Origin of the sequence: Desulfosarcina widdelii, assembly GCF_009688965.1 — a bacterium.
GTDB classification, from domain to species: domain Bacteria; phylum Desulfobacterota; class Desulfobacteria; order Desulfobacterales; family Desulfosarcinaceae; genus Desulfosarcina; species Desulfosarcina widdelii.
Window position 1 is genome coordinate 1,984,287 of sequence record NZ_AP021875.1, and the last position, 12,698, is coordinate 1,996,984.

Consider the following 12,698-nt stretch of genomic DNA (forward strand, 5'->3'; position numbering starts at 1 on the left):
GTTTTCTTATATCGTGATTTATTCATATAAAAGAGACAAAAAAAATCAGTTCCTGTTCAGGATCTGGAAGCGATCGATCCCCTCTATGCCGTCCATCAGTGTGCTGATCTCGTCCGCATCGTTCAGCCAGTGGCGCAGATTTCCAAGAATCGACGCGGCGTAAGGGCTCTGTCGGCCGTCGGCCAGGGTGTAATTGACCCACAGTCCGTCCTTGTGGGATGCGGCCAGCCCGGCATCCTCGAGAATCTTCAGGTGCTTGCTGGTTGTGGACTGGGCCGTGCCCAGGGCAGTCTGCAGTTCGCATACACACATGGAGCGACGCTCCAGAATCTTGAGAATTTTTACCCGGGTGGGATCGGAAAGGGCCTTCATGACCCGGACAAACTCTTTCATACAACCTCCATATCGCTTTTTTGGAATATATAGGCCTCACAGGCGGGATTGTCAACGGAAAAAAACATGAGGCCTGAAGCGATGCTGTTGATGCACGCTTACCGGTTGACCGGTCGATGGCGGCAAATGGCCGGGACGATCCGCTTCGCAATGCGGCGCAGCGGCCGGAATTTGAAAAAGCGGATCAGGCGGCTGAAACCGCCCATGACCCGGCCGATCTCTTTTTCGATGGAGGGCTCGACCCGGCAAAAGGAGATGATGCAGCGTTCCGGCCGCAGGTCGTCAGGAAAAAGGCAAGGCCCGACACCGTTTGCAAGAAAAATGCAGTCGGAAGGGAAAAAGTCTTCGCTGGAGAGGCAGGCGGCAATGGCCGGTTCGAGCTGCGGCACCATGGCCAGAATGTAGACCAGATCCCACTCGGTGACGATATCGGCCGGGCGAATGTTGCGGCAACACAGCCCCTGGCACCGGTCCACGCACGCTTGCAGCAGGGGGACTGCCTTTTCGCTCAGGGCCTGCTCGGCGCGCCGGATTTCTTTGCAGATCTCCAGCAGCCTGGCCCGTTCATCGGCTTCCAGTCGGTCGATCTTCTTTTTGGCGGCCCTGAAGCTGTAGTCGAGTCCCATGGGGTTCTCTTTTTAAGGCGCAAAGCAAATACGCTAAACCAACTTCGCTTTACTTCCCCCTCACCCTGTCCCTCTCCCTAAGGGCGACGGAACGTTTTCACAACCTTGGTCAAGAAATGGGAAAATCCTCATTTTTCTACCAGTGCCCGGTCGAAACGGTAATGTCAATGCCGTTGAAAATGGGTAGCTGGAGGTTCAGGCCAAGGCCGCAGCGAGGTTGAAACCGGAGGCGTAGCAGCGCTACGTCGAGGATTTCAGCCGAGTGAGAACGCCGGCCTGGGCCGCCAGATGCCAATTTTTATCGGCATTAGATGAAGCGTTTCATTATTTCGTCAATCATCTGGTCCACATTCTCCGGCCCGATGCCATACTGCCGGCAAAAGGCATCGACCTTGGCCCGCCGCTTCGGGCTTTCCAGGTCGGCCACCCGGCTGAAGATACCCAGGCGCCGCCCCACCTGGAACAGGCACTGGTCCTTGGGGTCCAGGGCCAGAAAGCCGTCCAGCACGGCCAGGATGCCCGGTTTGGCATCGGGCAGACGGCCTTGCACCTCTTCGAACAGGTTGAGGATGTGGTCGCTGACGATCATGCTTTCGATGCCGTCGAGGGTCTCGATAAACAGGCGGATCTCGCGGACCATTTCGAGATCGTTGAGTTTGATAAATTGTCCGGAACGCTGCAGCTCGGCCAGGGGGATCCCGCCGGGGATGGCCAGGGTGCGCAGGCGGATGAAATCCGGCTTGATCTGGTTCAAGGCGTCGGCGGTTTCAAGGGCATGGTCGCGGGAAAGGTCGCGCCCCCCCAGGCCCGGCATGACGTATTCGGACAGTTCCATTCCGGCCTTTTTCGCCTTTCTGCCGGCTTTGATCTGGGTCGATTTGTCCACCCCTTTGCGCATCTGCTTGAGGACAGCATCCGAACCGGACTCCAGGCCGATGTGAATCCGGTTTAGGCCGGCTTCGCGCATCGCCTTTAAATGGTCATCGCTGATGCGGGCCACGGTGTGGGAGCGCGCGTAAGAGGTGATGCGCTCGACCCAGGAAAAACGGGATCGAATGTGGCGCAGAATTCGGATCAGGCTGTCGGGCCTGATGACCAGACTGTTGGCGTCCTGGAGAAAAATGGAGGTCATGCCGCCGGCGAACCAGTTGAATGCCGCGGCAAACGCCTGCTGGTCGTGTTCGGCCAGGTTTTGAGCGTGCAATTCGATTTCCTGGTGGGAAATCCGCCCCTGCCCGTCGGCAAGCTTCCTCAGACGGTCCACATGGTGGTGGACGTCATCGATGTCTGCGATGACATGGTCTTCGGGTCGAACGGAAAACCGCGTCCCTTTGTAAACTGGACAGAAGGCGCAGCGGTTCCAGGGACAGTTGCGGGTCACCCGGATCAGCAGGCTGCGCGCCTCGCTGGGCGGTCGTATGGGGCCCTGCTCGAAACCGTGGTAGCGCTCCCGTTTTTCGGTTTTCGGTGTCATAACGATCATTCTCCTGTACCATAGCGATGCGTTTTCCTGTATACCTTGCCATCCAATAAAATGGAACTCCATTGCCATCATGTCAAAGATTGACCTTCATTCTCCTTTGACAACCATCGACAGCATGCCTTATGGTAGCTTTTTTGGAATGATGACCCATAGGAAGTGTTGGTGAATGTTCAGAAAACTGCTTTTTATCCTTTTTGCCCTGGTCTTTGTGGCCATCTGCACAGCCGGGCTGTTCTACATGCACCTGATGTCCTGGGCGGATCGGCCGGCGCAAACAAATGCCGCGGAAAAGCTGTTTACCGTCGCTCCGGGACAGGGGTTGGGAAAAACCGCTGATGCGCTGCGACAGGAAGGGCTCGTTTCCGACGCCCTGCGTTTCACCATCCTGGCCCGACTCAACAAGCAGGACAAACAGATCAAGGCCGGAGAGTACATCTTCTCGCCTGCCATGACACCCAACGAGATCCTGGGCCAGATGGTGGAAGGCAGGGTTCACCTGTACCGGGTCACCATCCCGGAAGGGTTCAACATGGTTCAGATCGCGGCCACGGTGGCCGCAGCCGGCCTTTCTACGGAAGCGGACTTTCTGAAGACGGCCCGCGATCCGAAAACGGCCGAATCGCTGAATATCCAGGCCAAAACCGTTGAGGGCTACCTGTTCCCCGACACCTACTATTTTCCCCGGGGATTGGACAGCGCCACCATCATCGCCACCATGGTCAAGCAGTTCGAAGCCGCTTTCCGGCCCGAATGGCGCCAGCGGGCCGAGGCATTGGGACTGAGCGTTCACGAAGTGGTCACCCTGGCCTCGATCATCGAAAAAGAGACCGGCGCTCCCGAAGAGCGCCCCCTGATCGCCTCGGTGTTTCACAATCGCTTGAAAAAGGGCATGCGCCTGGAGACCGACCCCACCGTGATTTACGGCATCCCCGATTTTGACGGCAACATCAAGCGGCGGCATCTGGAAACCTACACGCCGTACAACACATACAAAATAAAGGGACTGCCCCCCGGCCCCATTGCCAGCCCGGGTACTCTGGCCATCGAAGCAGCCCTCTATCCGGCCCAGTCGGACTACCTCTACTTCGTTTCGAAAAAAGACGGCACCCATCACTTCTCGAAAACGCACCAAGAACACAAAGCTGCCGTGAGAAAATACCAGTTGCGGAGGAAAAAGCGCTGATCATGAAAGGCTACGTTCAAATCTACACCGGCGACGGTAAGGGCAAAACCACCGCCTCGTTAGGACTGGCCCTGCGGGCGGCCGGTGCCGGCCTCAGGGTTTACATCGCCCAGTTCATCAAATCCGGCGACTACAGCGAAATCAAGGCCCTGGCCCGCTTTGCGGAGACGATCACCATTGAGCAGTTCGGCCGGGGCCGGTTTATCAAAGGGAAGCCTGCACCGGAAGATGTGGCCGCCGCCCGAAAAGGACTGCAGGCGATCCGCAGCGCCCTGGATTCTGGTGATTACCAGGTGGTGATCATGGAAGAAGGCAATGTGGCCGCCGCCTGCGGCTTGTTTGCCGTCGATGAGATCCTGGATATCATGGCCGGAAAACCGGAAAATGTGGAACTGGTGATCACCGGCCGCAACGCCGATCCCCGCGTCATCGAAAAGGCCGATCTGGTCACCGAGATGAAAGCCGTCAAACATTATTATGAGGCTGGGGTGCCGGCACGGGTCGGGATAGAAAAATAATAAGCGTTCACAGGGTGCCGCAGATGTGAGGCGCCGGGCACGCAGACGGTTTGGTCAACCATATCAGTGCCCGGGAAAAAAGCAGATGCGGTACCCTGTGAACGCTTACAGGTTAGGCAGTTGCAGCACATTTGGCATTTCAATCCCGTGAACGCATACGAAAAATAGATACCATGCACTTGGACTCACCCGGTAACAATCAGAATTATACAGCCCCCTGCCTCGCCGTCTTCGGCACCGGATCGGATGTAGGCAAAAGCGTCATCGGCGCAGCCCTGTGCCGGGTGTTCGCCGACCGGGGTGTACGGGTGGCGCCTTATAAAGCCCAGAACATGTCCAACAACTCCGGTGTCACGCCCGAAGGGCTGGAGATGGGCCGGGCCCAGATCGTCCAGGCCGAGGCGGCCGGCATCGCCCCCCACGTGGACATGAACCCCATCCTGCTCAAACCCACCAGCGACGTGGGTTCCCAGGTGGTGCTCCTGGGCGAGGCCATCGGCAACCAGACGGCCATGGCCTACCACCGGGAAAAGACCCGTCTGGTTCAAGCCGCCAACGCGGCCCTGGATCGGCTGCGCCGACGATACGACCTGATCGTCATGGAAGGCGCCGGCTCCTGCGCGGAAGTCAATCTCATGGACCACGACATCGTCAATTTCTCCGTGGCGGAACACGCCGACGCACCGGTGATACTGGTGGGAGACATCCACCGCGGCGGAATTTTCGCGCAACTGGTCGGCACCCTGGAATGCCTGCCCCGAAACTATCGAGACCGGGTGGCCGGATTCATCGTCAACCGCTTCCGGGGCGATCAACGGCTGTTCGCCGACGGCGTTTCCTGGATCGAAGAGAAAACCGGCCGGCCGGTTTTCGGGGTGCTGCCCTGGTACGATCACATCCGCATCGATCCGGAAGATTCGGTGGTCATCGAACGTCCTCGCTCGGTCTCCCCCGATAGGGACGGAAAACCGGCCGTGGCCGTCATCCGCATTCCCCACATCTCCAATTTCAGCGATTTCGACCCGTTGGCGGACATTAATGGCCTGCAGCTTCATTTTTTGGAGACACCCCAGGATCTATCGGCCTTTGCGGCTGTGATCCTGCCCGGATCCAAAAACACCCGCTTTGATTTGAACTGGTTGAAAACCAGTGGATGGCAGTCCCGCCTGGACGCCTTCTATGCCGAAGGCGGCCACGTTACCGGGATTTGCGGCGGCTATCAGATGATGGGAACAAGGGTTCATGATCCCGACGGTCTGGAAGGTCCGCCGGGCGAGACTCCCGGGCTCGGTCTGCTACCTGTGGAAACCGTCCTCCAGGCGCCTAAGACCACAACGCTGACCCGCTTTTCCTGGGACGGCATCGAAGGCACCGGCTATGAAATTCACATGGGCCAAACCCGCCGGCAAAAAGGGCGGGACCTGCTGTGCATCGCCGAGCGCAACGGAAAGGCGGTGGATGACGCCGACGGTTGCCTGACGGACGACCGGCGGGCCATGGGTACCTATGTCCACGGCCTGTTCGACACACCGGATCTGATCCGCCGGTGGCTTGAGGCAGTGGGCCTGAAAGGCATCGATGTACCGGCCACCGGTGGACTGGCCGCCAAACAGGAGCAGTATACCCTGCTGGCCGAGCATTTTCGGCGGCATATCGATGTGGATCGGATTGCTGCGCTTATGGGTATCGATTGGGCGTAAATACCAATACCGACTTCGATGAAACCGCAAAACGTGGAAGCGGCGTCCTCCCCGCGATATGTTCCGGCCCCATCGCTGCGGGGACGCCGCTCCTACGACGCATTGGAGTACTTTGCATCAGTTAAAGTTGATGGACTTGTAAAAAGGGCCAGACTCGTCATACCGGACTTGATCCGGTATCCAGGACATATTTACAAGACTGGATTCCGGCCTCCGCCGGAATGACGAAAAAATGGGACTTGATACCTATTACGAAACCATCAAAGTTCAATATTCAAAAGGCGAGTTTTAAATCAATTGCAATGATCAAATCTAAAATCTCTAACAATTCTAAAATTCTCATCCTCGGCGGCTGCCGCAGCGGCAAAAGTTCTCAAGCCCTGCAACTGGCCGAGAACATGGGGCCGCGCCGTATCTTCGTGGCGACCTGCGTGCCCCATGACAAGGAGATGCAGCGCCGGGTGGACCTTCATCGGCATGAACGCGGTGACAGTTGGACCACCCGGGAAGTTCCCCTGGATCTGGCCGGTACCATCCGCAAGACCGGATCGTCGGCCGATGTGATGCTGGTGGACTGCCTGACCCTGTGGTTGAGCAACCTGCTCATGGAAAACGATGATGAGGCCCGAATAAAAGAATCGATCCGCGACCTGGCCCAAGCCGTGGGTTCGGCGGCCTGCGGGGTGATCCTGGTTTCCAACGAGGTGGGTGCCGGCATCGTTCCCGAAAACCGGCTGGCCAGGCACTACCGGGATCTGGCCGGATGGACCAATCAGGCCATGGCCGCCGTATGCGACCGGGTGGTGTGGACCGTAGCCGGTATTCCCGTGACCATCAAGCCTTCTCCTCAGGAGTGCGCCCCATGAATGCGCTGATCGCCTCGCTCCAGTTCATCAGCGCCCTTCCGTTGGGAAGACCGCGCCCCTTCGATCCAAAGGGCATCATCGCCGCCTTCCCCCTGGCCGGTCTGGCCATCGGCCTGGTGCTGGCCATCTGCGACCGAATCTTCGTTGCCTTCTGGGCGCCACCGGTGGCCGGCGTTCTGGACACGGTGCTGCTGGCCGCCGTCACCGGGGCCTTGCACCTGGACGGGCTGGCCGACATGGCCGACGGTCTTTACGGACGCCGCGAACGCGAAAAAGCCCTGGCCATTATGAAGGACAGCCGGGTGGGTGCCATGGGGCTGGTGGCCGTTGCCTGTGTTCTGCTGACCAAGAGCGCGGCGCTGGGCCATGTGGATCACGCCCGCTTCCTGGCCTTGGTCCTGGTCCCGGCATACGCGCGCTCGGCAATGATTTTCGGCATCCATTTTCTGCCCTACGCCCGGGGTAGGGAGGGTACCGGCAGCCCCTTTTTCGAAACGCCCTTGGCGGCCAGGGATTTCATCTTCGTCGCCGTGCCGGTGGTGCTCTCCCTGTTTCTCGGGTGGCGCGGCCTGCTGCTCAACCTGGTTTTCGTCCTGGGTACGGCCGGTCTGATCATCCTGTACCGCCGCAAACTCGGCGGCATCACCGGCGACCTGCTCGGCGCCATGACCGAGGTTCTGGAAGCCGCTCTCTTCCTGGCGGTGTGTGTGAGAGGAGCCCCATGATCGGCGGCCACGGCGGCAACATCTACCAGTTGGCCCGGCGCCTGAACTGCGAGCCGTCCGATATCTGCGACATGAGCGCCAATGTCAACCCTTTAGGCCCCATGCCTGAGCTGGTCGAGCATTTGAGAGAATGCCTGCCGGCCATGGCCTCCCTGCCCGAAGTGGACGCCGGAACCATGGTTAGGGCTTTTGCCGATTACCATGGCATCGATCCGGCAACCGTGACGGCGGGCAACGGCACCACCCAGTTGATCTACCGCATTCCCCGGGCCTTTGGCGTCAAAAAAACCCTGGTGATCGGTCCCACCTATGCGGACTACCAGGACGCCTGCGCCATGCACGGGGTGGCCTGCGAGCATTTGATCTGCCGGGAAGCAGACGATTTCATCCCCGACATGGATGCCGTTTGCCGGTCGGCGGCTTCAGCCGGTCTGGTCTTTTTGTGCAATCCCAATAATCCCACCGGTGCGATGGTCGCCAGAGAAGCGATTGCCGACTTGTGCCGCGCCCTTCCCGGCACGGTTTTCGTCGTCGACGAATCCTATCTGCCCTTTGCACCACATCCGGAAGAAGTCACCCTGATTGGCTCGGACCTGCCCAACCTCATGGTGCTCAACTCCATGTCCAAGGCATTCAGGATCCCCGGCCTGCGCATCGGTTTTGTCAAGGCGCCGGCAAACCTGCTGGAAAAACTCAACGCCTTTGCCCTGCCCTGGTCGGTCAACAGCCTGGCCCAGGTTGCCGTCCAGTGGCTAATGACCCACCCGGATGCCGTGGAACCGTTTCTGGCCGCCACCCGAACCATGATAGAACACGAGAAAGGACGAATAGAAGAAAGTATCCATCAGAAGAATGGTGTCCGATGTTTCCCTTCGGCCACCTCCTTTATTCTCATGCATCTGCCCCGGGGGCTCAAGGCGGCCGCGGTATGGGAACATATGGCCACCCAACGCATCCTGATCCGGGACTGCGCCAATTTTACCGGCCTGTCCGACGAATTCATCCGCATCTCCATGAAAAGCGAGGACGAAAACCGGCGGGCCGCCGACCTGCTGATCGAGCTGTTCCACGACCACCATATCCAAAGGAAGGTCCATGGGAACTGAAGCATTGGTCCTGGCCTTGACCGTTGCCGTGGTGCTGGACCTGTTGCTGGGCGATCCGCTGTGGCTGCCCCATCCCGTGCGCTGGATGGGCAAGGCCATCAATGTCCTGGAACCCCGTTTCCGGCGGCTGAATCTCTCAGTCCTTTACTCCGGAGCACTGATGGCCGCCGGCCTGGTTCTGGCCGTATGGATCGGATGCCTGCTGCTGGTCGCTCTGGCCGCGAAGCTGCATCCCGTAGCCGCCGTCGTTGTCCAGACGCTGATGATCTATACCTGCATCTCGGCTCGCGACCTTCGAGACGCCGCCCTGGCGGTGGCCAAGGCCCTTTCGGAAAAAGGCCTGGCCGCCGGCCGCCGAGCCGTGTCCATGATCGTGGGCCGGGAAACGGATCGTCTGGACGAAACCGCCGTAACCCGGGCAGCGGTGGAAACCGTGGCCGAGAACCTGGTTGACGGATTCGTATCCCCCCTGTTCTTTTTCGTACTGGGGGGCGGCCCGCTGGCCATGGCCTACAAGATGATCAACACCCTGGATTCCATGATCGGGTACAAAAACGACCGCTACCTGCTTTTCGGCCGTTTTGCCGCCCGTCTGGACGACGTGGCCAACTATCTGCCCGCCCGCATCAGCCCCCTGTTCATCGCCCTGACCGCCCAGTCGATCGACAGGACGGGACGAATCGCCTTGTCCACCGCCTGGCGTGACGGGCGCGCCCATGCCAGCCCCAATGCCGGCTATCCCGAGGCCGCCTTTGCCGGCGCACTGGGGCTGTGGATGGGCGGCCCCAATTTTTACCACGGTCGGTTGGTGGACAAACCGGTTATCGGTAAAGGCCTTGCCGACGCCCGGCCGGTTCATATCCGTCGGGCCTGCCGGTTGATGCTGGCCACGGCGATGCTGGTTTTCATGGCCGCCGCGGTGGCGGTTTTGCTGTTGGCAGGATTTTGCTAACAACGTAATTAGGAATCCGGAAATCAATACTCAAATCACAAAATCCAAATCTCAAACAAATCCCAATTTCCAAATCTCAAATTCCAAGTCATCGGTGTTTTGCCCGTTTGAGATTTGATGATTGTTTTTTGGAATTTATTTGAAATTTGGTGCTTGTCATTTGTGATTTGAAAGGAAAGCACGCCATGCCCAACCAAGGCAACCCAAAGCATTTTTTTCCCCCATTGACCACCGTCTGCAAAAACCGGTTCCCCTTTCCCGTTGCCTGCCCATCCTTTGTCTATCCGGCGGGATACGAAGAGAATGTGTGCCGCTTGGCCCCCTTCGTGGACGAGATTCAACTGCTCTTTTTCGAAAGCGAGCCCCGAAGCCTTCCCACGCCGGCGTTAATACAGGAACTTTCGGATCTGGCTGCCAGCCACGACATTGCCTACCATATTCATCTGCCCTCGGATATCTATCCCGGCCACCCCGACCCGGACGAACGCCGGCGGGCCGTGGTAGCCATTCATACGATCATGGAACGCTGTCAGGTTCTCTCTCCCTCCACGTTCACGCTGCACCTGGAACGCAATCCCGCCGGCACCGAGAATCTGCCGGTTGAGCGTTGGCGTCAATACCTGCTCGAAAGCCTGGAGCGCATGCTGCCGCAAAAGACGTCACCAGGGAAAATCTCCGTGGAAACCCTGGACTACCCCCTGGAATGGGCGGCACCTGTCATCGAGGCCATGGACCTTTCCGTCTGCATGGACATGGGCCACCTTCTGGTGCACGGTGAAGATCTTCAGGCTTTTTATGAAAACTGGAAAGACCGCATCACCGTCATCCATCTTCACGGGGTTGACGGAAGCGAGGATCATCTGGCCCTGGACAGACTGTCCGACGAGCGAATGAGAACGGTTCTTGGGCTTCTGCAGGCGCTTAAAAAGGTGGTGGTCATAGAGAATTACTCCTACCCACGGTTGAACGCCTCGCTGGCCTGCCTGGCTGAGGGCTGGTCCAGGACAGCGAACAAAGGGATGTAAATGGCCCAGAGCACACAAAAAGTGGAACTGCTGGCGCCGGCCGGTACGCCGGAGAAGCTGGAAATCGCCATTCACTATGGCGCCGATGCGGTCTACCTGGCCGGCAAGGCCTTCAGCCTGAGAAATTTCTCGGCAAATTTCTCGCCGGATGAAATGCTGGCGGCCCGACGGCTGACCCGTGAACATAACGTACGCATGTACGTGGCGGTGAACGTCTACCCGCGGGACAGCGAGGAGCAGGCCATCACCGACTATCTATATTTTCTGAAAACCGTTGAACCGGATGCCCTGATCGTCGCCGATCCCGGCATCTTTGTCCAGGCGCGGCGGCAGTTGCCGCAGACCCCTTTGCATGTGAGCACCCAGGCCAACACCACCAGCAGCGCCACGGCGGCATTTTGGAAGGAACTCGGCGCGGTGCGGGTCAACGCTGCCCGGGAACTGAGCCTTGAGGAGATCCGGCAGATGGTTTCCCGCAGCGGCATGGAGGTGGAGGCCTTTGTCCACGGGGCCATGTGCATGGCCTACTCGGGACGCTGCCTGCTGTCCAGCTATCTCACCCAGCGGGACAGCAACCGCGGCATGTGCAGCCAGCCCTGCCGCTTCCACTACACCGTCATGGAACAGACTCGGCCCGGTAAACATTTTCCCATCGCCGAGGACTCTCGGGGCGCCTATCTTTTCAACTCACGGGATTTGTGCATGATCGAACATCTGCCTGCGCTGATCAATGCCGGCATCCGTTCCTTCAAGATCGAAGGACGCATGAAAAGCGTTCACTACCTGGCCGGGGTGGTCAAAGTCTATCGCGAGGCCATCGATGCCTGGTACAGCGATCCGCAAGCCTTTCGGGTGCAGGAGCACTGGCTGACCGAATTGGCAGCCATCAGCCACCGGGGATACTGCACCGGTTTTTATTTCGGTGATCCGGACCAGACCGCGGCCAATCTGGACAACCTTGTCCTTCCCGGCTACCGCTTCGTGGCCCAGGTGATCGGGCCGGCGGCCCATGGCGGCGTGAGGGTGCGGGTAAAAAACAAAATCGTTGTCGGCGAGCAGGTTGATGTTCTCTCTCCCGGCGTCGCCGCCCGGCGGGACGTGATCCGAAAAATTACGGACGAATACGGCATTTCCCGGCCCCTGGCCCAACCGGGAGCAGAGGTGATTGTCCATCTCGATACGCCTCCCGAGCCGATGGACCTGATCCGCCGCCCGGAGGAAGAAGAGGAAACAAAAGGCTCATGATCGTCGTTGCGGACAACCTGCGAATCACCCTGCCGAACATTGGCAAAGCCGTGGACCTGCTGGATCCGGAGCCGATCCGGCAGTTGGCCGAAGCCTGCAAGGCTGCAGGCGCCCGGGCCATGGATATCAACAGCGGCCCCCTCACCCGCAACCCCGCCGAGAAAATGACCTTCCTGGTTCGCAGCGTAAAGTCGTGCGTCGATCTGCCACTGGTGTTGGATACCACCAACCCCGATGCCATGGCCGCGGGACTGACGGCCTGCAACGGCCGGGCGACCATCAACGGGGTCTCCCTGGAACCTGAGAAGTTGAAGCGCATCCTGCCCCTGGCCCGACAGACGGACGCCGACCTGGTTGCCTATCTCCTGCGTCCCGACGGCCACGTGCCGGCAGACGCCGCCGGACGCATGGAGGCCGCCGTGCAGCTATTCGCCGAATGCGAGAAAGCCGGCATCACTCCGGACCGGCTGATCTTCGATCCCATCGTGGCGCCTCTAACCTGGCAGGACGGCAACCGCCAGAACATGGCGGTGTTGGAAACCATCCGAACCCTGCCCGATCTGCTGGGAACGCCCGTTCGGACCATGGCCGGCCTGTCCAACCTGACCACCGGCGCCCCCGATGCCGCAGCCCGCAAACGCTACCAGCAGGCCTTTTTGCCCATGCTGGCCGCCGCCGGAACCGACCTCATCCTGATGAACGTCCTCGACCCGGATCTCATGCGCACCATCGAAGCCTGCCGCAACATTACCGCTGAAAGCATCTTTTCCTGGCGGTGAGGATAGGCCCCGCCAATTGGAAATATTGGATGGGTAGGCAAATCAACTGAATTTGATTCGAGACTTGACTCAGATCTAGTTTATATTCTAATTGAGC

Annotated in this window: 13 protein-coding genes; 10 read left to right on the forward strand and 3 right to left on the reverse strand. The window is 59.2% G+C overall.

Annotation, left to right across the window (positions count from 1 at the left end):
* Positions 1 to 45: 45 nt before the first annotated feature.
* The 3 genes from GN111_RS09310 to GN111_RS09320 form a co-directional block, all read right to left on the reverse strand.
* Positions 46 to 393 carry an ArsR/SmtB family transcription factor gene (locus GN111_RS09310; RefSeq protein WP_155303497.1) on the reverse strand — a complete coding sequence of 116 codons (348 nt, stop codon included), beginning with the start codon at positions 391 to 393 and terminating at the stop codon, positions 46 to 48.
* 98 nt (positions 394 to 491) lie between these two features.
* Positions 492 to 1,019: a hypothetical protein gene (locus GN111_RS09315; protein ID WP_155303498.1), complete on the reverse strand. Its 528-nt coding sequence runs from the start codon at positions 1,017 to 1,019 to the stop codon at positions 492 to 494.
* 307 nt (positions 1,020 to 1,326) lie between these two features.
* Positions 1,327 to 2,493: a radical SAM protein gene (locus tag GN111_RS09320; protein ID WP_155303499.1), complete on the reverse strand. Its 1,167-nt coding sequence runs from the start codon at positions 2,491 to 2,493 to the stop codon at positions 1,327 to 1,329.
* A gap of 175 nt (positions 2,494 to 2,668) precedes the next feature.
* On the opposite strand from GN111_RS09320, the gene mltG reads away from it, so the two are divergent.
* The 10 genes from mltG to GN111_RS09370 all read left to right on the forward strand — a co-directional run bounded on the left by mltG (position 2,669) and on the right by GN111_RS09370 (position 12,601).
* Positions 2,669 to 3,685, forward strand: a complete 1,017-nt coding sequence (gene mltG, locus GN111_RS33865) for an endolytic transglycosylase MltG (protein ID WP_155303500.1) — start codon at positions 2,669 to 2,671, stop codon at positions 3,683 to 3,685.
* Positions 3,686 to 3,687: 2 nt separating this feature from the next.
* Positions 3,688 to 4,203: a cob(I)yrinic acid a,c-diamide adenosyltransferase gene (locus tag GN111_RS09330; RefSeq protein ID WP_231715705.1), complete on the forward strand. Its 516-nt coding sequence runs from the start codon at positions 3,688 to 3,690 to the stop codon at positions 4,201 to 4,203.
* Positions 4,204 to 4,376: 173 nt separating this feature from the next.
* Positions 4,377 to 5,903, forward strand: coding sequence for a cobyric acid synthase (locus tag GN111_RS09335; RefSeq protein ID WP_155303502.1), 1,527 nt, complete (start codon positions 4,377 to 4,379; stop codon positions 5,901 to 5,903).
* A 302-nt stretch (positions 5,904 to 6,205) separates the two neighbouring features.
* Entirely contained in the window at positions 6,206 to 6,769 is a 564-nt protein-coding gene (gene cobU / locus GN111_RS09340) for a bifunctional adenosylcobinamide kinase/adenosylcobinamide-phosphate guanylyltransferase (RefSeq protein WP_155303503.1), read from the forward strand.
* Positions 6,766 to 7,494 (forward strand): adenosylcobinamide-GDP ribazoletransferase, encoded by a 729-nt coding sequence (cobS, locus tag GN111_RS09345; RefSeq protein WP_155303504.1) that lies wholly within the window; start codon positions 6,766 to 6,768, stop codon positions 7,492 to 7,494. The genes cobU and cobS overlap by 4 nt, the downstream gene beginning before the upstream one ends.
* Positions 7,491 to 8,600 (forward strand): pyridoxal phosphate-dependent aminotransferase, encoded by a 1,110-nt coding sequence (locus GN111_RS09350; protein ID WP_155303505.1) that lies wholly within the window; start codon positions 7,491 to 7,493, stop codon positions 8,598 to 8,600. Before cobS ends, GN111_RS09350 begins: the two co-directional genes overlap by 4 nt.
* The gene (gene cbiB / locus GN111_RS09355) at positions 8,590 to 9,552 is read left to right on the forward strand and encodes an adenosylcobinamide-phosphate synthase CbiB (RefSeq protein ID WP_155303506.1); all 963 of its coding nucleotides are present in this window, start codon (positions 8,590 to 8,592) and stop codon (positions 9,550 to 9,552) included. Before GN111_RS09350 ends, cbiB begins: the two co-directional genes overlap by 11 nt.
* 185 nt (positions 9,553 to 9,737) lie before the next feature.
* Positions 9,738 to 10,577, forward strand: a complete 840-nt coding sequence (gene cbiR, locus GN111_RS09360; protein ID WP_155303507.1) for a cobamide remodeling phosphodiesterase CbiR — start codon at positions 9,738 to 9,740, stop codon at positions 10,575 to 10,577.
* Positions 10,578 to 11,822, forward strand: a complete 1,245-nt coding sequence (locus tag GN111_RS09365; protein WP_155303508.1) for a peptidase U32 family protein — start codon at positions 10,578 to 10,580, stop codon at positions 11,820 to 11,822.
* Entirely contained in the window at positions 11,819 to 12,601 is a 783-nt protein-coding gene (locus GN111_RS09370) for a dihydropteroate synthase (RefSeq protein WP_155303509.1), read from the forward strand. Before GN111_RS09365 ends, GN111_RS09370 begins: the two co-directional genes overlap by 4 nt.
* Positions 12,602 to 12,698 lie beyond the last annotated feature (97 nt).